The organism is Gluconacetobacter diazotrophicus PA1 5 (assembly GCF_000021325.1).
Taxonomy (GTDB): Bacteria; Pseudomonadota; Alphaproteobacteria; order Acetobacterales; family Acetobacteraceae; genus Gluconacetobacter; species Gluconacetobacter diazotrophicus.
In genome coordinates this window covers 3,196,326-3,221,494 of sequence record NC_011365.1, presented here as the reverse complement: position 1 = coordinate 3,221,494, position 25,169 = coordinate 3,196,326, and the positions used below count along the sequence as shown (strand labels likewise).

The following is a 25,169-nucleotide window of genomic DNA, read 5'->3' as shown; positions in this document are numbered from 1 at the left end:
AACGGAGGACGACGATGCCGGACAGCACCACCCCGACTTTCCCCGCCCCGGGCGCGCCCGTGCCGGATTTCGACATGCCGGCCAGCCGGGGGCGGCATGTCCGCCTGGCGGACATGCGCGGCCGACCCTTCATCCTGTATTTCTACCCCAAGGCCAGCACCCCGGGCTGCACCACCGAGGCCTGCGGCTTCCAGGAAGCCCTGGCGGCCCTGGGGGGCACCGGCATCCCGGTCATCGGCGTGTCGCGGGATTCGATGAAGGCCATCGACACCTTCGCCGACAAGCAGGGCCTGGATTTCCCGCTGGCCTCCGACGCCACCGGCACGGTGACGGAAGCGTACGGCGTCTGGGTCGAAAAATCCCAGTACGGACGGAAATACATGGGCATCGAACGCGCGACCTTCCTGGTCGACGCCGAAGGCCGGCTGGTACGGACCTGGCGCAACGTCAAGGTGCCGGGGCATGTCGCCGAGGTCATGACGGCGGCGGCCACCCTCTGACCGCCGCCGCCGGGCCTCACCGCCAGGCCTCAATAGCCCGGATAGCCGTATCCGTAGGGCTGGACGTACGCCACCGGCGGGGGTGGCGGAGGCGGAGGCGGCGCATAGGCCTGGGCCGCGATGGCGGTTCCGGCCGCGCCGATCAGCGCCCCGCCGATCAGTCCGCCGACAAAGGCCCCGCCGGGGCCGTAGCCGCGACGATAATAGCCGGGTCCGCCCCACCCGGGCCGACCCCAGCCGTGCCGGTCCCAGCCATGATCATGCCAGCCGCGACCGCCGCCCCATCCATGGTCGCGCCAGCCGGCATGCGCCGCGGGTGCCGCCGCGGCCAGGCCGCCGGCCAGTACGGGAACCGCCAGCAGAAGACGAGCCATCCTGCGCATGATCGCACTCCTTTCCATCGCGCGGAGGGTGGGGCCGAAGCCCGCCCCCCGCTTCACGATGCAGGAAAGACGACCCTGATGGCGATTTGCGGGCAGTCCTGCCGCATTCCCGTGACAAACTGTCACGGATGCGCGGCGGCGACCTCCTTCAGCCCGGCGGGAATGGCGAAGACGGAGTCGGGCTGGGCCGTCCGGGCCACGCTTTCGGCCCGCACCACGATGCGCGCGCCCTGCATGGCCTGCATCATCACGCCGTCGTCGCTGTAGCAGACCTCGCTGGCCTGGCCGTCCGTGTCATGCGTCTGCCATACGGTGCAGGGCTGGCCGGCAACCAGCATCGTCGCCCCGCGCGACCAGTTTCCCGCCGCCCGCTGGCCCGGCTGCGTCAGCGCCGGGCCCGGTGCCGGGATCACGGTGCGGGCCCCGTGGGCCAGGTCGATCACGTTCAGGCTGCGCGTCCCGTAATCGGTGATCATGTAGGTGGCCGATCCCTCGGGGTCGATCCGCTGCCGCCGCGCATGGTCGGACCAGCGCATGCGCTGGTGCACCGACGGGATGGTCGGGTCGGGCGAGGCGATGACATAGGTGACGTCCACATCCTGCTGCGGCGTGACGAACGGCGCATCATCTGCGGCCCGCGCGGGGGACGCGCCCGCCGCCAGCGCCATCAGCAGGGCCGGTACCACGGTCCCCACCACGGGCCGGATCATACGCCGGATCATGGGGTGGATCATGGGTTGGGCTGGGCCGCCCCGCCGGTCACGGGCTGGCCGCCGCCCACATCGTGCGAGGGGGCGACGCGATGCCGCATGACGAGCTGATAGCCCTGAGGCGGCTGGAACAGGCTGACGGGAAGGGGGCCGTAGGTCACCTTGGTGGCCTCCAGCCGCCCCTTCATGCCGTCGCCGTCCACCCCGTCCTCGCGCAGGATCACGCCGTCGTCGGTCACGCAGGCGGTGGCGGTTCCCCGGCCGGAGACGATATCCCATACGGTGCAGGCCAGGCCCGCGACCTGGCCCGTACCCTTACGGGTGAACTGCATCGACAGGTCCAGCAGGAACGGATTGCGGATGCCGTTCCGGGCATCGAGCTGCGTGTAGACCTTCTGCTTGTTCAGCACGATCGTCACCTGCCGCGCCGCGCGGTCCAGGATGGTCGAACCCAGGCCCTCGGGGCTGTCGATGCGCATCATGCCGCCATTGGCGGTGAACCAGGTCTGGATCGCCTTGGGGGCCGGCGCGCCATCGGGCTGCACGTTGTATTCGACCTGCACGTCGCGCGCCGGGGCCAGCGGCGGATGCGCGTCGTTCTGGGCATGGGCCGGCGCGGCCGCGCCGAACGCCACAGCCACCCCGGCCAGCATCGCCAGCGACATGGCGCGGCCTGTCGTCGGATGGGTCATGAACCTGCCTCCCTCGTGTGCTTCTGTCCTGCCGTCAGTTCTATCCCCTTCCGCCGCAACAGGGAAATCGTGCGCCGCCATTCAGGGACCGTCCGGCGGATGGCCGGTCGCCGCGGGACGCATGGCGGCGATTTCGCGGCGGATGGCCTCGCCCTCCCCCGGCCAGCGCGCCGGCAGGGCCAGCGCGCGCGCCAGGCGCCGCTTGTACCGCCAGGCGGGGATTTCGATGCCGCCGAACCGGGCCAGGTGCGCGGTGCCGAACTGGGTGTCGAGCAGCGCGAACCCGCCGATCCGCAGCCGCGCCACCAGCGACACCAGCGCGGCCTTCGAGGCGTCGGTCCTGCGGCTGAACATGCTTTCCCCGAAGAACGCGCCCCCGATCGCGACCCCATACAGGCCGCCGACCAGCACGCCGTCCTGCCAGCTTTCCACGCTGTGGGCATATCCCATGTCATGCAGGTCGCAGAACAGGCGCACGATCCGTTCGTTGATCCACGTCGTCTCCCGCCCCGGCGCGGGGGCGGCGCAGGCGCGGATCGTCGCTTCGAAATGCCGGTCGGCGACGATGTCGAAGCGATCGGACAGCACGGTGCGCAGCAGGCGGCGCGGCACGTGGAAGGCGTCCAGCGGCAGGATGCCGCGCATGTCCGGGTCGTACCAGTCCAGATGCGCCGATTCCGCGTCCGGCGCCATGGGAAACAGCCCGATCGAATAGGCACGGAGCATGATGTCGGGGGTAATCGCCATCCCCTCGCCGTCCGTCATCACGCCCCCTCTTCCCTGCCCCCGCCGCATCCGGTGTCTGGACACGGCCCGGTCATGCCCGGCAATGATTGCATCCTGATACAGCAGCGGGATCCACCGCACCTGTCAAAAAAGGTCCATCCATGTCGCGGACGCGCCCCCGCCTGATCCATTCCCAGCGCCTGCCGGACGCCGTCGCCGCGCGGATCGCGCGCGACTACGACACCCCGCCCGCGCCCGACCACAAGCTGACGGCGGACGAACTGGTCGCGCTGGCGCGCGATTTCCGCCCCGACGCGGTGCTGGTCACCAGCAGCACCCCGGTTTCGGCCGCCACGGTCGCCGCCCTGCCGGACAGCGTGCGCGTCATCGCCACCATCAGCGTGGGCACCGATCACCTGGACATTCCCGCCATCGTCGCGCGCGGGTGGGCGCTGACCTACACGCCCGACGTGCTGACGGACTGCAATGCCGACCTGACGATGATGCTGATCCTGGCCGCCGCCCGGCGCGGCGCGGAGTATCTGTCGGTCATGCGCGGGGGGTGGGGCCGGTCGCTGGGCATGGAGGAAATGCTGGGCACCCGCGTCACGGGCAAGACCCTGGGCATCATCGGCATGGGGCGGATCGGCCGCGCCGTCGCCCGGCGGGCGCGGGGCTTCGACATGAAGGTCCTGTATTCCAACCGGCGCCGCCTGGCGCCGGACCTGGAACAGGGCGCCACCTATTTCTCCGACATGCGCGACATGCTGCCGCACTGCGATATCCTGACCCTGCACATGCCCGGCAGCAAGGGCGCCCCCCCGGTCATTACCGCCGACCTGCTGGCGCGACTGCCCCGGGGCGCGATCTTCGTCAACGCGGCGCGCGGCAGCCTGGTGGACGAGGACGCGCTGATCGCCGCCCTGTCCGACGGGCACCTGGCGGCGGCCGGGCTGGACGTCTACCGCAACGAACCGCACCCCGACCCGCGCTTCCTGGCGCTGTCGAACGTGTTCCTGACCCCGCACATGGGCAGCGCCACGCTGGAAACCCGCACCGGCATGGGCATGCTGGCGCTGGACAATATCGACGCGGTGCTGGCCGGCGGCCCGGCCGTCACCCCCGTTCCCGTCTGACACGGAGGCCGCCATGCAGCCCCGCCTGACCTTCCTGTTCGCCTGCCTGACCGGCTGCCTGGCCGCCATCGCCCTGATGGTGGCGGCCCCCCATTACGCGGGCATGGCCCGCACCATGATCGGGTTCTATCTGGGGGTGGCCGTGATCGTGGCGGCCCGGAACGCCCTGCGGCGCGCCGGTCCGTAATTGCGCGCCGTCAGAAGGCCGCGCCGGTCATCCCGGCGCGCAGCGACTCCGCGGTGCGGCGGACTTCGGGGCCGTGTTCGCGTTCCAGCCGCCGGATGGTGAAATGCGCCCGCGCCAGCGCCCGGTAGTGCGCCAGGAACGCCGCATTCAGCGACGCGCCGCACAGGGCGCCGGCCACCGGCATCATCTGCACCGCCAGCTTGCGCGACAGGCCCAGCCCGTAATGGGACGCGACCTCGGACACCAGCATGACCACCGGCCGGCCGCGCAGCATCGCCCGGGCCGAAAAATAACCCAGTTCGCTTTCTTCGTCCGTCGCGCCGACCGGGAAGGCCCGCAGGGCGAAGACTTCCAGGCACGCACGGCGGGATTCCGGGGTGGACAGGTCCTCGCCCTCCTCACGCGCGATGCGGGCGATTTCCCGCATGATGGTCAGCGTGGTGAAGGTGACGTCGGGCACCAGCCCGGCCAGCCCGGCGAATCCGCCCACCGCGCCGGACACGGTCACCGCCGCCTGGACCGCCGGGGCCCGCCACGCGGGGGCCGAGTCGCGCGTCAGCGGTACGGCGTCGGGCGCATGCATGCCCACGATGGCGACTTCAAAGGCGCGTGAGATCGCGGTTTCGGCGATGCCCTTCAGCTTAGCCTGCAGGCCGGGCGCCATGCCGATCCCGCGCAGGCCCAGCCGCGCCGCCTGCCCCACCGCGCCGCCCATCAGGTCGGCCAGCCGCACCAGGACCCCGCGCCCCGATTCGACCTTCTCCAGCGCGCTCTGCAATTCGGCGATCGCAGGGGCGTCCAGCACCAGCGGAGCGATCTCGCTCCCGGTTTGAATGGTCATTCCCCAACCCTCCTGCCAGTGACGCGACCCCACCCGCCCGGACGGCAGGCGTGGCAGCAGATACACGATGCCCCGCCAATCGGGACGGTAGCCGCTTTTTCCACGATATTACCCCTCTCGCAAATCCGCCGTCACGCCGTATATGGTCAGGAACGCAGTGCCGCCATGCCGACGCCGCGGCTGACGGCGCGCCCCCGCCGTGACGAAATGCGCGTGCCCCCGGGAGACCTGACCACCCTTCCATATTGGCTGAACGCAAGGAGAGACCCGATGGACGTCCCGGTGGACACGCAGATGAACAGACTGAGCGCCGGACGGCGCACGGGCCGGACCGCCCTGGCCATCCTCGCCGTCGGCACGGCGCTGGCCGTGGTGGCGCCGCCGGTACAGGCCGCGCCGAAACACCATGCCGGGGCGCAGACGGCGCAGACGGGTGGGCTGAACGCACCTATCTCAACCAATCTTGGCACAACCAATCTTGGCAACAGTACGGCGGCGCGGCCCGCCGACCCGCGGGTCGATCCCGACAATCCGCCCGCGCCCCCGCCGCCCGACGGCTACCAGGTCGTGCAGGACGAGGATGTCAGCGTGCAGGCCTACAGCCCCCGCGTGACCGCCATCCAGGGACCGGGACTGCCGTCGATCGAGGCACGCCAGACCCCGCGCAGGCCCAACGACGTGCCGTCCCACTTCAGCGTGTTCGGCGTGCCGGTCAAGTTCGACGCCCCGGTACAGCCGCCCTACAACGCGTCGTTCATGTATTCGACCTATGCGGGGCAGCCGGGCCGGGGCATCGACGCGATCGGTGCCGAAGGCGCCGCCGGCGAACCCTGACGGGTAGGGGGCTCCGTCAGGAGCCGCCCCACCCGCCCATGCGGCATAAATGGCCCCATTGCGTGTCCGAGACCGGCACGACGGACAGGCGGGACTGGCGCACCAGCGCCAGGTCGGCCAGGTCCGGGTCGGCCTTGATCGCCGCCAGCGTGACGGGGTGGGGCATCGGCCCCACCGCGCGGACATCGACACAGACCCAGGCGCCGCTTTCCGCCGTCGGGTCCGGATAGGCTTCGCGGACGATCTCGACCACGCCCACGATCTCCTTGCCGATATTCGAGTGATAGAAGAAGGCGCGGTCGCCGCGCGCCATCGCCATCAGGTTGCGCTTCGCCTGATGGCTGCGCACGCCGGTCCAGGGCTCGACGCCGTTGGCCACCTGCTGGTCCCAGGAAAACGCGTCGGGCTCGGACTTCACCAGCCAGTATGCCATCGCGCCTATTCCACCAGCGCGCCGTCGCGGAAGACCGGCCGGAAGGCACGGATCACCACGCTTTCGAACACGTCGGCCTTGGCATAGGGGTCGCTGGCGGCGAAGCCCTCGGCCGCCGCGCGGTCCTCGACATCGACCAGCAGCATGCTGCCGGACGGCCGCCCGTCCGGGCCCAGCAGCGGGCCGGCCTCCCGGATCCGTTCCTGATAGGCCTGCAGATAGGCCAGATGCTGTGCCCGGGTGGCCATGCGCGTTTCCAGCGCGCCCGGCTTGTCGGTGCAGATGATCGCGAAAAGCATGGAAAGTCCCCTGTCCCAGGAATCGGCCGGCCTGCCCGGCGTGGGTGAACAATCTGCCATGATCGGCACAGGCCGTGCCTTTCTTCGCATGATAGTGTAGGACCGGAAAGCGAAACGCCCCCGCCGTCATACGACGGATGCATAGATTGTGACAGGAGCCCTCCGCCGGACGCGGGGGGAACGAAACCGTCTTGAACGCCACGCAGAGCCTCGCCGCACGCACCGGCGGTTTTTTCCATCGCTACGCCAACCCGGGACGGTTTCTCCGGCTGGGGGCGCGCCTGCAGCCCTGGCTGACCTGGCCGGCCCTTGCGCTCTCGATAACCGGGATCGTCTGGGGGCTGTTCTTCTCGCCCGCCGACTGGCAGCAGGGCGACAGCGTGCGGATCATGTATGTGCACGTGCCGGCGGCGTGGCTGGCCTCGTCGGGCTACATGGCGCTGGCGGTCTGCTCCCTGCTGTCTCTGGTCTGGCGGCACCCGCTGGCCGACCTGGCGGCCGTCGAGATCGGGCCGGTCGGCGCCGCCATCACCGCCGTCTGCCTGGCCACCGGTTCGCTGTGGGGCAAGCCGATGTGGGGCACGTGGTGGGTATGGGACGCGCGCCTGACGTCGGTGCTGGTCCTGTTCTTCCTCTATCTGGGCCATATCGCCCTGATCCGCGCGTTCGACGAACCGCAGCGCGGCTATCGCGCCGCCGCCATCCTGGGGCTGGCCGGCGCGGTGGACCTGCCGATCATCAAGTTCAGCGTGCAGTGGTGGAACACCCTGCACCAGCCCGACAGCATCACCCTGACCGGCGCGCCCACCATGTCCACCGCCATGCTGTGGCCGCTGCTGGTCTGCACAATTGGCTTCACGCTGGGCTTCGCCGCCATCGTGGTCGCGCGCCTGCGCGCCGCCATCATGGAAAGCCGGGTGCGCACCGCCCTGGCCGCCCGGCGCGGCCGCCCGGCGGCGCGCGAGGACGCCGGCGCGGGCCTGGACGGAGCCGTCGCATGACCCACCTGCCCTATATCGTCGCGTCCTATGGCATGACCATCGGGCTGGCCATCATCCTGGGCGGCGGTGCGGCGCTGCGCCTGCGTCGGGCGAAGGCCCGCCTGGCAACGGTCGAAGCGAAAGCCCGCCTGGCCACGGTCGAGGCGAAGGCCCGCCAGGCGACGGGGCGGCAGGCATGACCCGCAAGAGCCGCCGCCTGTGGCTGGTGGGCGCGTGCCTGCTGGGGCTGGGCACTGCCACCGCCCTGGTGCTGAACGCGTTTTCGTCCAACATCGTCTTCTTCATGGCGCCGTCGCAGGTCCGGGCCCATCCGCCGGCCGCCGACCGCACGATCCGGCTGGGCGGCATGGTGGTGGCGGGGTCGGTGCGGCGCCAGACACAGGGCGACACGCCGATCGCGCTGTTCGACGTGACCGACGGCCAGGCCGCCGTCACCGTGCGCTATGCCGGCATCCTGCCCGACCTGTTCCGCGAGGGACAGAGCGTGGTCGCCGTCGGCACCGTGGCGCCGGACGGCGCCTTCCGCGCCAGCGAGGTCCTGGCCAAGCATGACGAGACCTATATGCCCAAGGAAGTGGCCGAGGCGCTGCGCCGCAGCGGCAAGTGGGACCCGCGCTACGGCAAGGCCCCCGACGCCGCAAGCTGGAACACCATGACCGTGGGCGATGCGCGCCACGGCGAGGCCAACCGGTCATGACGCCGGAACTGGGCAATTTCGCGCTGGCGCTGGCCTGCTGCCTGGCCGGCGGGCAGGCGATCCTGCCGCTGGTGGGCGCGCGGCGGCGCGACCCGCGGCTGATGGCGCTGGCCCCCGCCCTGGCGGTGGGGCAGATGCTGGCGCTGGCCTTTTCCTTCGCATGCCTGATCGATGCGGCGGTGCGTGACGATTTCTCGGTCCAGAACGTCGCGGCCAACAGCGCCGCCGCCAAGCCGCTGCTGTACAAAATCACCGGCGTATGGGGCAATCACGAGGGATCGGTACTGCTGTGGGCGCTGATCCTGGGGATCTGCGGCGGGGCGGTGGCACTGTTCGGCCGCAACCTGCCCTCTGCCCTGCGGGCGCGGGTCATCGCGGTCCTGGGCGGCGTTTCGGCCGGCTTCCAGCTGTTCTGCCTGACGACGTCCAATCCGTTCGACCGCGTCTGGCCCGCGCCGATGGACGGCCAGGGCATGAACCCGCTGCTGCAGGACCCGGGCCTGGCCTTCCATCCGCCCATTCTCTACACCGGCTATGTCGGCTTCGCCGTGCCCTTCGCCTTCGCCGTCGCCGCCCTGATCGAGGGACGGGTGGACGCCGCCTGGGGCCGCTGGGTCCGCCCCTGGGCCGTCGCGGCCTGGTGCTTCCTGACCTGCGGCATCGCGCTGGGGTCGTGGTGGTCGTACTACGTGCTGGGCTGGGGCGGCTACTGGTTCTGGGACCCGGTGGAAAACGCGTCGCTGATCCCGTGGCTGACCGGCACCGCGCTGGTCCATTCCGCCATCGTGGTGGAAAAGCGCGAGGCGCTGAAGATCTGGACCGTGCTGCTGGCCATCGGCACATTCTCGTTCTCGCTGTCCGGCACGTTCCTGGTCCGCTCGGGCATTCTCAATTCCGTCCATGCCTTCGCCAACGACCCGGCGCGCGGCATCTTCATCCTGGGCCTGCTGGCGCTGGTCATCGGCGGGTCGCTGCTGCTGTTCGCGATCCGCGCGCCGGCGCTGGTGGCGGGCGGCCTGTTCGCGCCGGTCTCGCGCGAGGGGCTGCTGGTCGTGAACAATATCCTGCTGTGCTCGATCTGCGCGGTGGTGCTGACCGGGACCATGTATCCGCCCTTCATGTCGCTGCTGTTCGGCAAGACGATTTCGGTCGGCAAGCCGTTCTTCGACGCCACGGCGGCGCCGCTGGCGATTCCGCTTCTGGCCTTCATGGGGTTCGGCCCGATGATGCCGTGGAAGCGCGCCCAGTTCTGGCCCGTGCTGCGCCGGCTGTGGTGGGCCGGGATCGTCACCGCCCTCGCCTTCTGCCTGATGGCCTGGCGCATCCGCGACGTGCTGCCGCTGCTGGCCGCGACCGGCGCGGTCTGGGTGATCGCGGCCAGCGTCGCCGACATTGCCGAGCGCGTCCGCCTGTTCCGCATCCCGCCCGGCGCCAGCCTGCAGCGCGCGCGCATGCTGCCGCGCGCGGCGCTGGGCGCGGCCCTGGCCCATGCCGGCGTCGGCATCAGCGTGCTGGGGCTGGCCGCCATGTCGCAGGCCCAGCACCGCATCGTCGAGGTCCGGGTCGGCCAGACCGAGATGCTGGCCGGCGACGCCTGGACCCTGACCGCGATCCGCGCGGCCCCCGGCCCGAACTACACGTCCCTGATCGCGACGATCGAGGTCCGGCATGACGGCAGGCTGGTCACCGTGCTGCATCCGTCCAAGCGCACCTTCCCCAGCCAGAACCAGACGACGACCGAGGTCGCCATCCATACCAACCTGATGTCCGACCTGTACGGCGTGCTGGGCGACCGGCACGGCACCGACGCCGACCCGACCTACGTGCTGCGCCTGCACTACAATCCGCTGGCGCCGTGGATGTGGCTGGGCGGGCTGATCATGGCGCTGGGCGGGGCGCTGTCGCTGTCCGACCGGCGGACGCGCGTCGGCGCGCCGCGCCGCGCCGCCGCCCCCGGCATGGTGGCCGCGCAATGACCGGTACCGTGCCGCATCCCCCGAACCTGGCGCGGCGGCGCCTGCTGATGGCGGCGCCGCTGGCCGCCGCCGGGGTGGCGGGAGTGGCGTTCTGGCGCATGCTGTCGGGCATGAGCCAGGGATCGTTCGACCCGCACGACATCCACGCCCCGGTGCTGAACCGCCCGGTGCCCGATTTCAAGCTGCCGGACCAGACCCCCGGCCAGGGATTCGGCACCGCCGACCTGCGCGCGCTGCAGGCGCCGGTCCTGGTGAATTTCTTCGCGTCCTGGTGCATCCCGTGCGTCGCGGAGATGCCCGAACTGAACGCATTGAAGGACCGGCTGCCGATCTGGGGCATCGCCTACAAGGACAAGCCGGACGACGCCGCCGGCTTCGTGAAGCGCGCCGGCAACCCCTACGCGCGCATCGCCGGCGACCTGTCGGGCATGACCGCCATCGACTGGGGCGTGTCCGGCGTGCCGGAATCCTTCCTGGTCGGGCCGGGCGGCGTGATCCGCTGGCACAGCGCCGCCGCGCTGGACGCCGACACGGTTCGCGGCACGCTGCTGCCCCTGGCCGCGAGCCTGCATTCATGAGGACCACGGCGCGCACCCTGCTGGTCACGCTGGTCCTGGCCGCCGGGCTGTCGCCCCTGGCGGCGGCGGCGGTCGACGATCCGTCGGAAATGCTGCCCGACCCGCGCCAGGAAGCCCGGGCCGAGGCGATCGGCGCGCAATTGCGCTGCCTGGTCTGCCAGAACGAATCGATCGAGGACAGCAGTGCCGGCCTGGCCCGCGACCTGCGCCACGTGGTGCGCGATCACGTCGCCCGGGGTGAGTCCAACCGGCAGATCATGGACTGGATGGTCGGCCGCTACGGCAATTTCATCCGGCTGCGCCCGGCGCTGACCATCGGCACCCTCCTGTTGTGGGGCATGCCGGTGCTGGCCCTGCTGGCGGGGATCGGCGCGGCCGCCCTGGCCTTCCGCCGGTCGCGGGGCACCGCGCCCGCGCCGCTGAGCGACGCCGAACGCGCGCGCCTGACCGACCTGACCGGACCGCGCTGAGGGGCTTATGATCTGGATTGGCATTTTCCTGCTCAGCACGGTCGTGCTGCTGCCCGCGATCGTCGCGATTCGCCGCACGGACCGCCTGACGGATGAACGCGCATCCGCCCTGCTGCTGCATTACGCGCAACTGGCCGAACTGGACCGCGACCGGCAGGACGGGCTGATCGCGGACAGCGAACATCTGGGCGCCGTGCTGGAAGTCCAGCGGCGGCTGCTGGCCACCGACGCGGCGCCGGCACGGAGCCTGGGCCGCGCGGCGAGGGTGCCGGCCGTCGTGGTGGCGCTGCTGCTGATCCCGGCTTCGGCGGTGGGGCTGTACCTGCTCTGCGGCCATCCGGCGCTGCCGGCCCAGCCCCTGGCGCCGCGCCTGGCCGCCCTGCATGCCCAGGACCATCGCGACGACGCGCTGCTGGCGGAACTGCGCACCGGCCTGGCCCGCATGGCCCCCGACGACCCCAACCGCTTCCGGGGGTACCTGCTGCTGGGCCAGGCGGAAGCCGCCCGCATGCATTACGCCGACGCCGCCGAGGCCTGGCGGCAGGCGACCGCCATCCAGTTCATCCCCGAAATCGCGGCCCGCGCGGCCGAGGCCCAGACCCTGGCGGACGGACGGGTCTCGTCCGACAGCGCCGCGCTGTTCCGCCGCGCGCTGGACGGCGCCCCGGCCGACGCGCCGTGGCGCATGGCGGCGGAACAGCGGATCGCCCAGTCGGAGCACCAGTAACCCGCCATGATCGAACCCGTCCCCAGCAGCGTCGAGCAATGTCCGTTCTGCCACCGGACCATTCGCGGCACGACCGAGACCTGCCCCCATTGCGGGGCGGAACGGCAGTTCGGCCCGACCCGGCGCGAAAGCCTGGCCAGCATCGGCTTCGGCGTGGTGGTCGGACCGGCCGGGATGGCGCTGGCCGGGGCGGGTATCACGCTGGCCCTGATGGCGGCCGCGATCGGCGGCGTGCTGGGCTTCTTCGTCGCCCATTCCCGCCATGCCGGCGATCGCTGGATGCCGCCCCGGAAAGCGCGCTGAGAAAGGCACTGAGGCGGGCGATCACACTCCCGTTCCCGCTGCCGCTCCGTCCTTGCCCGCTGGCGGCGCCCGGGTAACAGTGCCCCCATGACCGACACCCAGACCCCGAAGCCCGAACCCTCCGTGACGCAGCCCCAGGGCAACGCGGAAAAACCGGCCGAGCCGCATGAATATGGCGGCCCGAAGGAACAGCGCCCCACGCGCTATGGCGACTGGACCGTCAAGGGACGCTGCATCGACTTCTGATCCGATCGGTTCGGTTCAGAGTCCCAGCAGGATTTTCTGTTCCTGGAGCCAGGTGCGGAACGCCTCGACCTGGGCGACCGGGGGCAGGTGCCCCGACCCGTCGGCCAGGGCACGATAGAGGTCCCATGCCGGCTTCACGGCGACGGCCAGCGCGGGCCGCTGTTCCAGGTGATGGCGCAGTGACGGCTGCGCCACGGCCGACAGGTCCGCGGGAAGGGTTTCGGGCGGGAAGGCGAACATCGACCATATCCGCGCCATGACGGCGTCGGGCGCGTCGAGAAGCCGGTCGAAGAACGCCGCGAAGACGGGCTTGTCCCGCAGGAACTCCAGGGCCGTCACCATATGGTCGGCCCAGAGGAACACCCCGATCCCGACCATGATCCGGTTGCGCCGCTGCAGGGACATCGCCACCTCGACCGGGTGGCGCGTGGTCAGGATGTAGCGCGGGACATAGCCCTCCGCGACCAGCGCCCGGTGCCATACCGGCATCAGCAGGCAGATTCGCGGGTCCTTGAGGACGATGGCGCGTGCGTCCGGGTATTGCGCGCGGATCGTTTCGCGGATGCGACCGACATGCGCATCCAGGCCGGCCCCGGCGTCCTTCAGGCGGACGCTGGAAAACAGCCGGTCCCATCCCGCGCCATATTCCTTCAGGATGCCGTCGTTCAACGCGGCGATGATCGGCGATTCCCAGAATCCGTCCCGGTTATCTTCGCCTGGCGGCATCAGGCTGGTCGGCAGGTCGAACCCGGCCCTGGCCAGCAGGTGGCTGACCAGCGAGGTTCCGGACCGATGCATGCCGACGACGACCATCGCGGTTTTCTCGTCGCGGTCCGATCGCCGGATGGCGGGCCGCGCGGCGATCGCATCGCATTCGGCCTGCCAGTCCCGCTGCGACCGGATATTCGGCACGTCGATGCCGTAAGCCTGCCGGATCGCCTTGCCAACCGCGTCGGGGTCGGGCGCGCTGGTGACCAGGAGATCATAGTTGCAGGCGTTGCCGATCGTCCGATAGGCCGTCTTCCTGTCGGCGCCGGCGGGATTGTCCATGTCCAGGAACAGGACCCGCACCCGACCCGGCAGGGGCGGACGGGGCGGGAAGCGTCTGGAATAGACGATCGACACAGCCGGCTCGCCGGCCGGTTCCGCCGCAGGCTTCGGCGGGGCCAGCCCGTGACGCCGCAGAAAGCCGGCAATATCGGGGGCGGACGGAGCGTCCCGGCCGGTGATGCAAACCGGTCCCCGGTCGGCGCAGGCGCGTACCAGGCCGGCGAGCGTGCGCCCGCCATCCTCGATCGCGCAATCCACGTGCAGCCTGGTCCGGACTGTCGAAGGCGTCTTTCGCGCCCTGTTCCACACGGCGCGAAAGGCACGGACGGGCACTACAGGCTGCCCTGTTCCTGCACGCGCCCGAATCGCGCCCGCTCCACCTGGCGATGGCCGGGCGGACGCAGTTCGCACGAGATCAGGTAGATCCCGGCGACGAAGATGATGTTGGCCAGCGAGTTGAACCACAGCGCGATCTCGAAATGCGGCGGCGCGGTGGCGCCCTGGTAGAGCGCGTAGACGGCAAACGGAATCGACAGCGGCCGCATGCCGGCCAGCATCACCCGCAGCGGGTTCATGTGGCCCGGCCGCACCATCGGCCGCACCCGGTTGATACCCATGTAGAAGGCCAGCCCCAGGCACCAGACCAACACGTTGAACATGGCATCGCTGATGGACATGTGGCCGACCAGGATCATGGCGACGATCGACGCGGCCGACAGCATGATGGCCCCGAACTGGAAGCTCATGCCCACGGCCATCGCCGGCAGCCGTTCGGGCAGACGGTCGGCGAAGGGCTGAAAGACCCGGTCCAGCAACCAAGCATCGAATTGGTTGACGCGATCACCAAAAGACATGTGGACCTTGTATCAAGCCCGTATCGGGACCGCATCCCCTTTCACGATCCGCCCGTCAGGCGGCGGCGACGCCCTCGTCCAGGATCGTGACGTCCAGGATCGCGGTATCGCGCAGCGTGGCCTGGGCCCGCGCCTGGATGGCACGGCGCAGCAGGCACATCATGCCCGGGACGCAGTTGCCGCATTTGGGGCGGCAGCCCCGGCGGGCATGGATCTCGCCCGGCCGCGTGGCGCCTTCCTCGGCGGCTTCCGCCACGTCACGATCCGTCAACATGTTGCAAGAACAGACAAACATGGCGTGTCCCAATATCCGTGCCCCACCCGTTTGAAGCACAGATGATAACTGTTCGCAATCTCATTCGCAAAAAAAGACGGGCGCCGAATGCAACTCCGACGCCCGCATGGTTCATGCCAGACTGGCTTCCCGCCGCCCGAAGGGCGTGTCAGCCCACGCCGTACACCGCATCGCGCACCGCGTCCGGATAGGCACCGGCCATGCCCGCCAGAGCCGTATTGCTCAGCATCACGATCGATACCCCCCGCGCGGGGTCGGCGATCCATTGATGGCCGTAGACCCCGCCCCAGGTGAAGGCGCCGCGTGACATCGGGGTGCGCGCCCGTGCCGGATCGTCCACCGTCGCCGCCCCGATGGCGAAGCGCATGCCGTCATTGGCCATTCCCATCGGCAGGTCGCCGATCGCGTTGCGCCCGAACAACGCGGCGCTGTCCGCCGACAGGATCGGCCCGCCACCCGCGCGCAGGGCGTCGACGAAGGTCAGGAATTCCTCCGCCGTGCCGACCATGCCCGCCCCGCCCGAGGGATAGGAACCGGAATCCAACACCCGGTCCGGGGCGAAGACGATTTCGCTGATCCGGCCGCCGGGCAGTTGCCGGGGCATCGCGTAGCGCGCGCCCATCGCGACCGGGACGGGCCGCGCATCGGCATAGGCGCCGCACAGGGCGGTCGGGTCGGGCACCGAAAACCCGCTGCGCGCCCAGCCCAGCGGCGCGCCGACATACTGCCGCACAAGCTCCGGCAGCGGCGCGTCGCCCGCGCGTTCCAGCACGCCGCCCATCACGTCCAGCGCCAGAGAATACTGCCACCCCTGCCCCGGCGCGAACGACAGCGGCACGCCGGACAGGCGCGCCAGGTTGTCGGCCAGCGCCAGTCCGGGCTCGGCAATGCCGTCGGAAACGCCGGCGCGGACATAGGGGTTGTCGTCGCGCGGGAAGGCAAAGCCGTAGGACAGGCCCGCCGTGTGCGTCAGCAGGTGGCGCAACGTGATCACCGGCACCGATCCATCGGCACAGGCCGGCCGGAAATCGGGCAGGAATCGCGTGACCGCGTCGTCCAGGCCCAGCATTCCGCGTTCGGCCAGCCGCAACGCCACGGCCGTCACCACCGGCTTGGTCAGCGACGCCAGGCGCATCAGCGTATCCGTCGCCATCGGCCTGTCGCCCTCGCGATTCGCCAGGCCGGCGGCACAGCGCACCACGACGGCGCCGTCCACCGCCACCAGCACCACCGCGCCCACCAGCCTGCCCCGCGCCACCGCGCCCCGCACCACCTGATCGACCCGTTCGGCCATTCCCCCAGTCGGCATGGCAATCGACATGGCGTCCATCATTACGTCTCCTTCATTCCAGGCCCCGACACGATCCCGCCGGTTTTCATGACGGCGGGCGGGGTCTACGCTGTCCGGGCCACCAGGAGTATCCAGCAGATCATGACAGCGCGTCTGGCCACCACCGCATTAAGCCTCTCCCTGGCTCTTCTGGCCATGCCTCCCTCGGCCATGGCCGCGCGGGTCGAAGCCCCGCCGCCAGCGCGGCCGGCGGCGACCGAACAGGCCGATGCCGCGGTGCGGGCCACCCTGCCGAACGGGCTGCGCGTGGTGGTGATCCGCGACCGGCTGGCCCCCGTCGTGACGACCGAGATCAATTACCTGGTCGGCGCCAGCGAGGCGCCGAAGGGCTTCCCCGGCACCGCCCACGCGCTGGAACACATGATGTTCCGGGGCAGCGCCGGGCTGGACAAGGACCAGTTGGCGGCCATCGGCGCACGGCTGGGCGGCAGCTACAATGCCGACACGACCGAGAACGTCACCCAGTATTTCTACACTGCCCCGGCCGAGGATCTGGGCGTGATGCTGCGGATCGAGGCGCTGCGCATGCGCGGCCTGGCCCTGAGCGAGGCCGACTGGGAAAAGGAACGCGGCGCGATCGAGCAGGAGGTGGCGCGCGACCTGTCCAGCCCCAGCTACCAGTACCTGTCGCGCCTGCAATCCATCCTGTTCGCCGGCACGCCGTACGAACATGACGCGCTGGGCACGCGCCCGTCCTTCGACAAGACCGACGCCGCCCTGCTGCGCGGGTTCTACGACCGCTGGTACGCCCCGAACAACGCCATCCTGGTCATTGCCGGCAATATCGACCCCGACCACGCGATCGATCAGGTCCGCGCGGCCTTCGGCGACATTCCGCGCCGTGACCTGCCGGCACGCACGCCGGTCACGCCCGGCCCGGTCAAGGCGCAGACCCTGCGTTTCCCCACCGATTATCCCGTCGGTCTGACGACCGTGGCCTGGCGCATGCCGGGCCTGACGTCGAAGGATTACGCGGCGGCGCAGATCCTGGCCGATGTCCTGTCCAGCCAGCGGGGCGCGCTGTACGCCCTGGTGCCGGCGGGCAAGGCGCTGTTCGCCGGGTTCGAATTCGCCCCCAAGCCCGACGCCGGAATCGGCATCGCGGTCGCCGCCTTCCCCAAGGGCCAGGACCCCGCCCCCCTGCTGGCCGAAATCAACGCGATCCTCGGCGCCATCCGCCGGAACGGCGTCCCCGCCGACCTGGTCGAGGCCGCGCGGCGCAAGGAACTGGCGCAACTGGGCTTTTCCGCCAACAGCATCAGCGGACTGGCGGAAAACTGGTCGCAGGCGCTGGCCGTCATGGGGCTGAACGCGCCCGACGAACTGGGCACCGCGCTGAAATCCGTCACCGTGGCCGACGTCGATCGGCTGGCACGGCAGATCCTGGACCCCGCCCAGGCCATCACCGCCCAGTTGACGCCCGAGGATTCGGGCAAGCCGGTGGCCGGCAAGGGCTTCGGCGGATCGGAATCCTTCGCCACGCCGCCCGACCATCCGGTCGCCCTGCCCGACTGGGCGCGCACGGCGCTGTCCACCCTGACCCTGCCGCCGCCGGTGGGCCTGCCCAGCGTCTTCACCTACCCCAACGGGCTGCAACTGATCGTCCAGCCGGCCCGTGTCAGCCACACCATCTCGGTGTACGGCCAGGTGCGGCAGAACGCGGACATGCAGGAACCGAAGGGGCAGGAAGGCATCGCCTCGATCACCGAGGACCTGTTCAGCTACGGCACCCGCTCGCTCGACCGGCTGGCGTTCCAGAAGGCGCTGGACGACATCGCGGCGACGGAAAGCGCCGGCCCCGGCTTCAGCCTGTCGGTCCTGACGCCGGATTTCGAACAGGGCATGCGCCTGCTGGCGGACAACGAACTGCATCCCGCCTTCCCGGACCAGGCGTTCCAGGTCGTGCGCATGCAGGCGGCACAATCCTATGCCGGCCTGCTGCAGACGCCGGACTACCTGTTCGGCCGCGCGATCAAGGCCGCGGTCTCGCCCCCCGGCGACCCGACCCTGCGCCAGCCCGATCCGCGCCGGATCATGGGGCTGAGCCTGTCGGACGTGCGCGCCTTCTACGCCAGCGCCTACCGGCCGGACCTGACCACCATCGTGGTGGCGGGCGACATCACGCCCGACCGGGCGCGCGACGTCGTGGGCCGTACCTTCGGCGCCTGGCCCCGGCCCGCCGGCCCCACCCCCGCGGTGGACCTGCCGCCGCGCCCCGACAGCCGCGCCGCGCGAACCGAGGTGCCGGATCATACCAGCGTGCAGGATTCGGCCATCCTGGCCGAAAGCCTGGGCCTGACCGCGTCCCATCCCGACCATTTCGCGCTGAGCGTGGGGAACGAGATCCTGGGCGACGGATTCTCCTCGCGCCTGTATCGCGACCTGCGGGTCAGGACCGGCTACGTCTATTCCGTCAGCAGCAATTTTTCATGGTCGCGCCATCGCGGCGGCTACAGCATCAGCTTCGGCGCCGACCCCGACAAGGTCGGCCGCGCCCGCGACGCCGCCATCCACGATGTCGCCGCCCTGCAGGCCCAGCCGGTGTCCGACGACGAACTGACACTGGCCAAGGCATCCCTGCTGCGCGGTCTGCCGCTGCAACGCGCCAGCCTGGATTCCATCGCGGCCGAGGATTTGCACCTGGTCAATCTGGGCCTGCCGCTGGACACCCCGGACACGGCCGCCCGCGCCTATTACACCATGACCGCCGCCGACGTGCAGAAAGCCTTCCGCACCTGGGTCCGCCCCGCCGACCTGGCCGAGATCGTCAAGGGCCCCGCCTCGATCCGCTAAGAGCGAAACACCAGGGAACACCGGCCGCCTGCCCCGAATACGAACCGGGGCAGGCGGTTTTCCTTACAGCACCGACAGGATCTGCTCGATCCGCGCCAGTTCGGCCTCGCTGAACGCGGTGTTGCGCACGGCATCCAGCGTTTCGTCCAGTTGCGGCACGGTGCGCGCGCCCACGATGGCCGACGTGACCCGCGCATCGCGCAGGGTCCACGCAATGGCCATCTGCGCCAGGCTCTGCCCGCGTGCACGCGCCAGCCCGTCCAGGCCACGTATGGCATCGAGCAGCGCGGGCGTCAGCACCTCCGGGTCCAGATACCGGCTTCTGGCGGCACGGGATTCCGCCGGAACGCCATCCAGGTATTTGTCGGTCAGCAGTCCCTGCGCCAGGGGCGAGAAGACGACACAGCCCGCGCCGACCTGTTCCAGCGCGGCAAACAGGTCCCGTTCGATCGCGCGGTTCAGCAGCGAATAGACAGGCTGATGCACCAGCAGCGGCACGCCCGCCTGGCGTAGCAGCGCCGCCGCCTGCAGCGTGCTGTCCGCGTCGTAGGACGAAATCCCGACATACAGCGCCTTGCCCTGGCGGTGCGCGTGGACCAGCGCGCCCACGGTTTCCTCCAGCGGGACATCGGGGGTCGGACGGTGGGAATAGAAGATATCCACGTAGTCGAGCCCCATGCGTCCGAGACTCTGGTCCAGCGAGGACAGCACATACTTGCGCGACCCGCCATTGCCGTACGGGCCGGGCCACATGTCCCACCCCGCCTTTGTGGAAATGACCAGCTCGTCGCGATGCGCGCGAAAATCCCTTTTCAGGATCTCGCCGAAATTCCGTTCGGCCGAACCGTAGGGCGTGCCGTAATTGTTCGCGAGGTCGAAATGCGTCACGCCCCGGTCGAACGCACGCCGGATCACCGCGCGCCCCGTCGCGAACACATCGGTGTCCCCGAAATTATGCCACAGCCCCAGCGATATGGGGGGCAGGTCCAGGCCGGAACGGCCGCACCGCCTGAAGGATGCCGTGTCGTACCGGGCAGGAGAAGGAAACCAGTCCATAAAAACACTATCCTGTCAAAACGATGAACACACATGACATCTGACGCCACACGGCGTCAGGCCACACACGGGGACCCCCCGGAAGACGATCCGGCAGGCGGCGCGGAAGCCGCGTTCAGGGATATCCCGGCGGGAATTTCAGGCCCCGCGCCAGGCGGTGCGGACCGGAAGGCGCGCTCCAGCCAACCCGGCCCCGCCCATGCGCGCAGAACGCCCCATGCCGCCAGATAGGACAGGCTGCAGGCCCCCAGGACAAACGGCATGGGCACGAAGCCGGTCAGCCACAGCAGGGCCGCGCCACCCAGGTTGCCGCAGAACGCGCCAATGCCCATCACGCGCCCCACCAGGGCGGAGGGCGCCCATTCGGTCACGATCCCGAACAGGTTGGTCGAAAAAACCTGATGCGCCATCAGGCCCAGTGCAAAAAGCCCGATTCCCGCCAGGGCCGTGTGGGTGGCATGGACGAACAGCATGGGCACGACGCACAGCGCCGCACCGCCCATGACCGTGCGCCGCGCCCGCTCGCGCGATCCCGCGCGCGCCGGCAGCAGCGCCGGCAGCACCCCGCCGAGGACGGACCCTAGCCCGGCCCCGACATACACCGCGCCCGACGCGACGCCCACGCCGCGCAGCCCCAGGCCGAACTGCGTGTGCAGGATATCGGGCAGCCAGTACAGCAGCAGCCACCATGTCGCGTCCGACAGCACCTTGCACAGGGAAAACACCGCGACGAAGCGCCGCACATCCCCATGTGCGAGGCTACCTGCCTCGCTTCGGGACCCGTCCGCCCGCGCGGGTTGCGCGGCCCCATCCTCGCGGGCGGGCCGTGCCTTCGGCAGGCCGGCGCACCACAGCGCCGCCAGTACCAGCCCGGTCGCGCCCAGCCCCGCCACAAGCGCCTTCCACCCGACCCAGGGCAGCAACAGCCCCGCCAGGACGGGGGTGAGCACCGCCGCCACGTTGGGCACGGCGTTGACCATACCGATCACCCGGCCCCGTTCGGCGCGCGGCACGGTGGTGGCCACGACCTTCATCACGCTGGGCATGCCCGCGCCCTCCAGCGCGCCCAGCGTCGCGCGCACCAGCACGAAGCCGCGCACCGACGTCACCACCGCATGCAGGACGGTCATCAGGCTCCAGCCCGCCAACGCGGTGCCCAGCACCCGGCGCGAGCCGAACCGGTCCACCAGCCAGCCCGAGACCAGCAGGCTGCCGGCGGAGGCGACCTGCGTCCAGAGCGAGATCCGGGCGTAATCGCGCGTGCTCCAGCCGAATGTCCGGTCCAGCACCGGCTTGATCAGGGCGATGATCTGCCGGTCCGCCGTGGACACCACGACGATCAGGCACAACACGATCAGCGTGGCAGGCGGAAATCCCGCCCGGAGCCTGAATGCACGGGCCATGATTCAGAATTCCTTGCGCAGGACGAAGCCGCCATACCGTCCGTAGTCGCGCGGCAGGAAATCCGCCGTGCCGCCCAGGACGCCATAGCTGATGTAGGACAGATAATGGGTGTTGATGGCATTGCGCATGACCAGCGAGAGCTGCAGCCTGAGCTTGCTGTCACGCAGGGTCGTGCTCATGTTCCAGATGCCGTAAGCCTTCTGCACCGTATCGGGCGTTTCGGTCAGCGCGAACTGCGTGCGGCTCTGCCAGGTGTAGTCGCTGTCCACCGAGACGGAGAAACGATCGTTCAGCGCGCGGGTGTAGTCGGCATTCAGCACGAATTTCCAGCGCGGGGCGAAGGGCAGCGGCTCGCCATTGACGTTGCACGATGCCGGCGCGCCGGCCGGGCAGTTGAACCGGTCCACCACGGCATAGTCGTAGGTGAAGTTTCCGCCCAGGGTCAGGTCGCGCAGGACATGCGCGGAAATATCGCCTTCCACACCCTTGGAGGAAACCGAGCCGGCATTGATCATGCGATAGACCGCGCCCCCGTTCACATTGTCGAGGAAATTGGCCTGGAAGTTTGAAAAATCCTCGATGAAGGCGGCAAAATTCGCGGTGATCCGACGGTGCCAGAACTGCGATTTCAACCCGATCTCGTACGTATTGTTCTGCTCGGGCCTGAGCACCTGCGCATCCGTGGCCTGCATGTTGAAAAACGTGTTGTACGCCGGACCCTTGTAGCCGTGGGAATAGGTGAAATACGCCTGCATGTCGGACAGGACGTCATATTGCAGTCCGATCCGGTCCACATAACCGTTCTGCGACGTGGAGCCGGTCGAGGCATAGGATGGGCGGATGCCCAGGACCGGATTGGCCGCCGTCGCGGTCGAGTTGCGCGCCATGTTGTACGCTAGGTCGTCACGCAGAAGGCGCAACCCCAGGATGCCGCGAAAGCGCTTCGTGAAGTTCAGGTTTCCTTCGGCGAAAACGGCATAGTTGTTGTTGGCTATGCCATAATGCGAAACGCCGTAGCCCGGGTTGGGCGTCGCGGGCGTGCCGACCAGCACGTCGCGGCTGTACACTTCCTGGTCCAGGCTGTGCAGGTAGTAGAACCCCGCGACATAGTCGAAGAAATGACCGCGCGGAGAGGCGACGCGCGCCTCTTCGGATGCCTGCCAGAAATTGAGCAGCCCATGATCATGGACATTGGTCACGCCCGCCGGCACGGAACCCAGACCGTCGTAATCCTGGTCCTGGACATTCTGCCAGCGGCGGTAGCCCGAAATGGATGTCAGCTTGTATCCGCCGGCGAATTCCCGGTCCAGGGTGATGGATGCCCCCCCTGAATGGTCCACGGAACGGCTCTGGATATTGTTGCTGACCTCGGTGTTGTTGCGCGAGGGCGTAATGCCTTCCGCCTTCAGGGCCGCCGCCAGCGTCGGATTGGACGTGGCCACGTTCGTGGGAAAGGCAATCTGCGAGGTCGAGGAATAGACCCCGCTCGGCACCAGGTCGTTCTGGTACATATAGTCCAGGCCCAACGTGACCTGCGTGCGATCATCCGGCGTCCATAGGAATTTCGAGCGCACGCCACGGTGTTCGTACCCGTTCACCATCGTGTTGCTGGCGATGTTGGTGACGTTGCCGTCAAACCCGCCGACCAGGAAATCAGCGTTCGCGATCAGCTTCGACGGCACCAGCGTGCCGGACACGCCGCCCGTCAGCCGATACTCGTTCCCCGAGAAATACGACCCTTCGGTATAGGCATGGAAATCCGCCGTCGGCCTGTCGGTCACGATATTGACCGCGCCGGCGGAGGCGTTTTTTCCGAACAGCGTGCCCTGCGGCCCGCGCATGACCTCCACCTGGCTCAAGCCCACGATATCGGTCGTGGCCATGCCCGGCCGCGCCAGCACCACCCCGTCGATCACGGTCGAGACCGATGGCTCCACCCCCGGCGACGTCGAAATGGTGCCGATCCCGCGTATGAAGATCGCCCTGTCCTTGGACGAGGCATTGGCGCGGAAGTTGGCCGAGGGAACGAATTCGAAAATTCCTTGCAAATCATGGACATTATCGCGCCGCGCCTGGCTTGCGGTATAGACCGAAGTCGCAACCGGGACCTTCTGCAGGGGTTCGCTGCGGCGGCGCACGCTGACCGTGACCTCCTCCGTCTTCACGGGCTGCGCGGTGCCGGAGCCGGAGCCGGCAGCAGCCTCCGGCCGGCCGTGAACCCCTACGGCACGCTTCTGCGGGGCGGTGCTTGCCGCGCCCGCATTCATGCTCAGGGCACAGCCCAGCGACGTCACGGACATACTCCAGACAATTCGGCGCAAACCAGGGGGCATGACTGACATCGATAATTTCACCATTAAAACGTGCATTTATGCAAATGCGATAACGAATCGTTTTATCCGGCACGGAAACACCACGTGTCAATGTTGTGAATCTGCGGTGATGCGATATATTAACGAATCAGTGGGGGGATTATAGCGCGAGCAGCCCTGGCGCCTCGCGGTATTTTTCCCTGTGGGTATCCCAGGATGCCATGCGCGACCGTTCGTTAAGTTATTCTTAAATATATAAATTACCGAATATGACGCATGCCGCCCTGGGCAACATTAATACATAATTTTTTCGTTGTTTATAGGAACCCGGTCCGATGTCTTTCCATCCGCAGCCCTCTCCAGCCCGCCCCACCCTGACCCGCCTGGGTGGAAATATCGGTGCCGAAATCCACGGGATCACGCTCTCGCCCGACCTGTCGGAGCAGGATGTCGCCTTTGTCTACAAGGCCATGCTCGAGTACAAGGTGATCTTCTTCCGCCAGCAGTCACTCGACAGCGCCGGTCAGGAACAGCTTGGCGCACGTTTCGGCACGCTGGTCGCTCATCCCACCGTGGCCAGCGCGAAGGGCACGAACCATATTTTCGAGCTCAAGGCGCAGAAGGGGCGGGCCGCCAACACCTGGCACGCCGACATGACGTTCATGGCCACCTACCCCAAGGCGTCCATCCTGCGCTCGGTCCATACCGCGCCCTATGGCGGGGCGACGCTGTGGGCCAATACCGCCACCGCGTACCAGGCCCTGCCCCAACCGTTGCAGGAACTGGCCGACAAGCTGTGGGCGATCCATACCAATGACGATTACGATCACACGGACCTTGTCGTGGAACGCGACTGGGACTTCATCCGCTGGTCGGCCAACGTGTTCGCCGCGCGCATCTTCGAAACCCGCCACCCTCTGGTGCGCGTCCATCCCGAGACAGGCGAAAAGAGCCTTATCCTGGGCAACTTCGTCAAACGGCTGGTGGACTTCAACCTGCCGGATTCCCGCGCGCTGCTGGACCTGTTCCTGTCCTACGTCACGCGGCCGGAAAACACGATCACATGGCACTGGCAGCCCGGCGACGTCGCGATGTGGGATAATCGCGCGGCCCTGCACCGTGCCATTGCCGATTTCGGCGATCATCCCCGCGAACTGCAACGGGTCACGCTGGTGGGCGATACGCCTGTCAGTGTCGATGGACGCAAAAGCGAGCAGATCATCGACGGCCAGCCCAATCCCCGCCTCCTGCTCGAAACGCCCTACCACTGGACGGCCCGCGCCGAGGCGTAACCCTCCGCTTCCTGCCAGGGTGC

Annotated in this window: 29 protein-coding genes; 15 read left to right on the top strand and 14 right to left on the bottom strand. The window is 69.0% G+C overall.

What is annotated here, in order from left to right; translation table 11 throughout:
* Positions 1–14: 14 nt before the first annotated feature.
* Positions 15–500: a peroxiredoxin gene (locus GDIA_RS14775; protein WP_012228001.1), complete on the top strand. Its 486-nt coding sequence runs from the start codon at positions 15–17 to the stop codon at positions 498–500.
* Positions 501–529: 29 nt separating this feature from the next.
* Here GDIA_RS14775 and GDIA_RS14770 read toward each other — a convergent pair whose 3' ends face one another.
* The 4 genes from GDIA_RS14770 to aat all read right to left on the bottom strand — a co-directional run bounded on the left by GDIA_RS14770 (position 530) and on the right by aat (position 3,032).
* The gene (locus GDIA_RS14770) at positions 530–883 is read right to left on the bottom strand and encodes a hypothetical protein (protein ID WP_012554680.1); all 354 of its coding nucleotides are present in this window, start codon (positions 881–883) and stop codon (positions 530–532) included.
* A 122-nt stretch (positions 884–1,005) separates the two neighbouring features.
* Positions 1,006–1,605 carry a hypothetical protein gene (locus tag GDIA_RS14765; RefSeq protein ID WP_049762945.1) on the bottom strand — a complete coding sequence of 200 codons (600 nt, stop codon included), beginning with the start codon at positions 1,603–1,605 and terminating at the stop codon, positions 1,006–1,008.
* An 8-nt stretch (positions 1,606–1,613) separates the two neighbouring features.
* Entirely contained in the window at positions 1,614–2,285 is a 672-nt protein-coding gene (locus GDIA_RS14760; RefSeq protein ID WP_012228008.1) for a DUF4412 domain-containing protein, read from the bottom strand.
* An 81-nt stretch (positions 2,286–2,366) separates the two neighbouring features.
* The gene (gene aat / locus GDIA_RS14755) at positions 2,367–3,032 is read right to left on the bottom strand and encodes a leucyl/phenylalanyl-tRNA--protein transferase (protein ID WP_244410129.1); all 666 of its coding nucleotides are present in this window, start codon (positions 3,030–3,032) and stop codon (positions 2,367–2,369) included.
* Positions 3,033–3,172: 140 nt separating this feature from the next.
* On the opposite strand from aat, the gene GDIA_RS14750 reads away from it, so the two are divergent.
* Both GDIA_RS14750 and GDIA_RS19480 read left to right on the top strand, forming a co-directional pair.
* Complete coding sequence (locus GDIA_RS14750) at positions 3,173–4,147, top strand: 2-hydroxyacid dehydrogenase (protein WP_012228012.1); 975 nt, start codon at positions 3,173–3,175, stop codon at positions 4,145–4,147.
* 13 nt (positions 4,148–4,160) lie between these two features.
* Positions 4,161–4,334 carry a hypothetical protein gene (locus tag GDIA_RS19480; protein WP_012228014.1) on the top strand — a complete coding sequence of 58 codons (174 nt, stop codon included), beginning with the start codon at positions 4,161–4,163 and terminating at the stop codon, positions 4,332–4,334.
* Between the two features lie 10 nt (positions 4,335–4,344).
* Here the strand turns inward: GDIA_RS19480 and GDIA_RS14745 are convergent, their stop codons facing one another.
* On the bottom strand, positions 4,345–5,175 hold the full coding sequence (locus GDIA_RS14745) for an EcsC family protein (RefSeq protein WP_012554677.1): 831 nt from the start codon (positions 5,173–5,175) through the stop codon (positions 4,345–4,347).
* A gap of 165 nt (positions 5,176–5,340) precedes the next feature.
* Between GDIA_RS14745 and GDIA_RS14740 the strand changes: the two genes are divergently transcribed.
* Positions 5,341–6,009 carry a hypothetical protein gene (locus GDIA_RS14740; protein WP_012228018.1) on the top strand — a complete coding sequence of 223 codons (669 nt, stop codon included), beginning with the start codon at positions 5,341–5,343 and terminating at the stop codon, positions 6,007–6,009.
* Between the two features lie 16 nt (positions 6,010–6,025).
* Here GDIA_RS14740 and GDIA_RS14735 read toward each other — a convergent pair whose 3' ends face one another.
* Positions 6,026–6,442, bottom strand: coding sequence for an EVE domain-containing protein (locus GDIA_RS14735; protein ID WP_012228020.1), 417 nt, complete (start codon positions 6,440–6,442; stop codon positions 6,026–6,028).
* Between the two features lie 5 nt (positions 6,443–6,447).
* A complete protein-coding gene (locus tag GDIA_RS14730; protein WP_012554675.1) occupies positions 6,448–6,741 on the bottom strand; it encodes a YciI family protein in 294 nt (97 codons plus the stop codon).
* 191 nt (positions 6,742–6,932) lie between these two features.
* Between GDIA_RS14730 and GDIA_RS14725 the strand changes: the two genes are divergently transcribed.
* From GDIA_RS14725 to GDIA_RS18835, 9 genes are all read left to right on the top strand, one after another.
* Positions 6,933–7,742 carry a heme ABC transporter permease gene (locus GDIA_RS14725; RefSeq protein ID WP_012554674.1) on the top strand — a complete coding sequence of 270 codons (810 nt, stop codon included), beginning with the start codon at positions 6,933–6,935 and terminating at the stop codon, positions 7,740–7,742.
* Positions 7,739–7,921, top strand: a complete 183-nt coding sequence (locus tag GDIA_RS14720) for a hypothetical protein (RefSeq protein ID WP_012228033.1) — start codon at positions 7,739–7,741, stop codon at positions 7,919–7,921. Before GDIA_RS14725 ends, GDIA_RS14720 begins: the two co-directional genes overlap by 4 nt.
* Entirely contained in the window at positions 7,918–8,439 is a 522-nt protein-coding gene (gene ccmE / locus GDIA_RS14715) for a cytochrome c maturation protein CcmE (protein WP_012228035.1), read from the top strand. The genes GDIA_RS14720 and ccmE overlap by 4 nt, the downstream gene beginning before the upstream one ends.
* Positions 8,436–10,415: a heme lyase CcmF/NrfE family subunit gene (locus GDIA_RS14710; RefSeq protein WP_012228037.1), complete on the top strand. Its 1,980-nt coding sequence runs from the start codon at positions 8,436–8,438 to the stop codon at positions 10,413–10,415. Before ccmE ends, GDIA_RS14710 begins: the two co-directional genes overlap by 4 nt.
* Positions 10,412–10,993 (top strand): redoxin domain-containing protein, encoded by a 582-nt coding sequence (locus tag GDIA_RS14705; protein ID WP_012228039.1) that lies wholly within the window; start codon positions 10,412–10,414, stop codon positions 10,991–10,993. The genes GDIA_RS14710 and GDIA_RS14705 overlap by 4 nt, the downstream gene beginning before the upstream one ends.
* A complete protein-coding gene (locus GDIA_RS14700) occupies positions 10,990–11,463 on the top strand; it encodes a cytochrome c-type biogenesis protein (RefSeq protein ID WP_012554673.1) in 474 nt (157 codons plus the stop codon). The genes GDIA_RS14705 and GDIA_RS14700 overlap by 4 nt, the downstream gene beginning before the upstream one ends.
* A gap of 7 nt (positions 11,464–11,470) precedes the next feature.
* Positions 11,471–12,190: a c-type cytochrome biogenesis protein CcmI gene (gene ccmI, locus GDIA_RS14695; RefSeq protein ID WP_012228043.1), complete on the top strand. Its 720-nt coding sequence runs from the start codon at positions 11,471–11,473 to the stop codon at positions 12,188–12,190.
* A 6-nt stretch (positions 12,191–12,196) separates the two neighbouring features.
* A complete protein-coding gene (locus tag GDIA_RS14690) occupies positions 12,197–12,493 on the top strand; it encodes a hypothetical protein (RefSeq protein WP_012228045.1) in 297 nt (98 codons plus the stop codon).
* Positions 12,494–12,580: 87 nt separating this feature from the next.
* A complete protein-coding gene (locus GDIA_RS18835) occupies positions 12,581–12,739 on the top strand; it encodes a DUF1674 domain-containing protein (protein WP_012228047.1) in 159 nt (52 codons plus the stop codon).
* 15 nt (positions 12,740–12,754) lie between these two features.
* Here the strand turns inward: GDIA_RS18835 and GDIA_RS14685 are convergent, their stop codons facing one another.
* The 4 genes from GDIA_RS14685 to GDIA_RS14670 form a co-directional block, all read right to left on the bottom strand.
* Complete coding sequence (locus GDIA_RS14685; RefSeq protein ID WP_012554672.1) at positions 12,755–14,047, bottom strand: sulfotransferase family protein; 1,293 nt, start codon at positions 14,045–14,047, stop codon at positions 12,755–12,757.
* Between the two features lie 74 nt (positions 14,048–14,121).
* Positions 14,122–14,643 carry a hypothetical protein gene (locus tag GDIA_RS14680; protein WP_012554671.1) on the bottom strand — a complete coding sequence of 174 codons (522 nt, stop codon included), beginning with the start codon at positions 14,641–14,643 and terminating at the stop codon, positions 14,122–14,124.
* A 55-nt stretch (positions 14,644–14,698) separates the two neighbouring features.
* Positions 14,699–14,899 (bottom strand): (2Fe-2S)-binding protein, encoded by a 201-nt coding sequence (locus GDIA_RS14675; protein WP_407635496.1) that lies wholly within the window; start codon positions 14,897–14,899, stop codon positions 14,699–14,701.
* A gap of 187 nt (positions 14,900–15,086) precedes the next feature.
* Positions 15,087–16,271, bottom strand: a complete 1,185-nt coding sequence (locus GDIA_RS14670; protein ID WP_012554670.1) for a serine hydrolase domain-containing protein — start codon at positions 16,269–16,271, stop codon at positions 15,087–15,089.
* 99 nt (positions 16,272–16,370) lie between these two features.
* On the opposite strand from GDIA_RS14670, the gene GDIA_RS14665 reads away from it, so the two are divergent.
* On the top strand, positions 16,371–19,082 hold the full coding sequence (locus GDIA_RS14665) for a M16 family metallopeptidase (protein ID WP_012554669.1): 2,712 nt from the start codon (positions 16,371–16,373) through the stop codon (positions 19,080–19,082).
* A 63-nt stretch (positions 19,083–19,145) separates the two neighbouring features.
* Here the strand turns inward: GDIA_RS14665 and GDIA_RS14660 are convergent, their stop codons facing one another.
* Genes GDIA_RS14660 through GDIA_RS14650 form a run of 3 tightly spaced genes read right to left on the bottom strand, consistent with a single transcriptional unit; the run spans position 19,146 to position 23,842 of the window.
* Positions 19,146–20,138, bottom strand: a complete 993-nt coding sequence (locus tag GDIA_RS14660) for an aldo/keto reductase (protein ID WP_012554668.1) — start codon at positions 20,136–20,138, stop codon at positions 19,146–19,148.
* A 56-nt stretch (positions 20,139–20,194) separates the two neighbouring features.
* Positions 20,195–21,541 carry an MFS transporter gene (locus GDIA_RS14655; protein ID WP_012554667.1) on the bottom strand — a complete coding sequence of 449 codons (1,347 nt, stop codon included), beginning with the start codon at positions 21,539–21,541 and terminating at the stop codon, positions 20,195–20,197.
* A gap of 3 nt (positions 21,542–21,544) precedes the next feature.
* Positions 21,545–23,842: a TonB-dependent receptor gene (locus tag GDIA_RS14650; RefSeq protein ID WP_244410125.1), complete on the bottom strand. Its 2,298-nt coding sequence runs from the start codon at positions 23,840–23,842 to the stop codon at positions 21,545–21,547.
* Positions 23,843–24,189: 347 nt separating this feature from the next.
* On the opposite strand from GDIA_RS14650, the gene GDIA_RS14645 reads away from it, so the two are divergent.
* The gene (locus tag GDIA_RS14645; protein WP_012228066.1) at positions 24,190–25,146 is read left to right on the top strand and encodes a TauD/TfdA dioxygenase family protein; all 957 of its coding nucleotides are present in this window, start codon (positions 24,190–24,192) and stop codon (positions 25,144–25,146) included.
* Positions 25,147–25,169 lie beyond the last annotated feature (23 nt).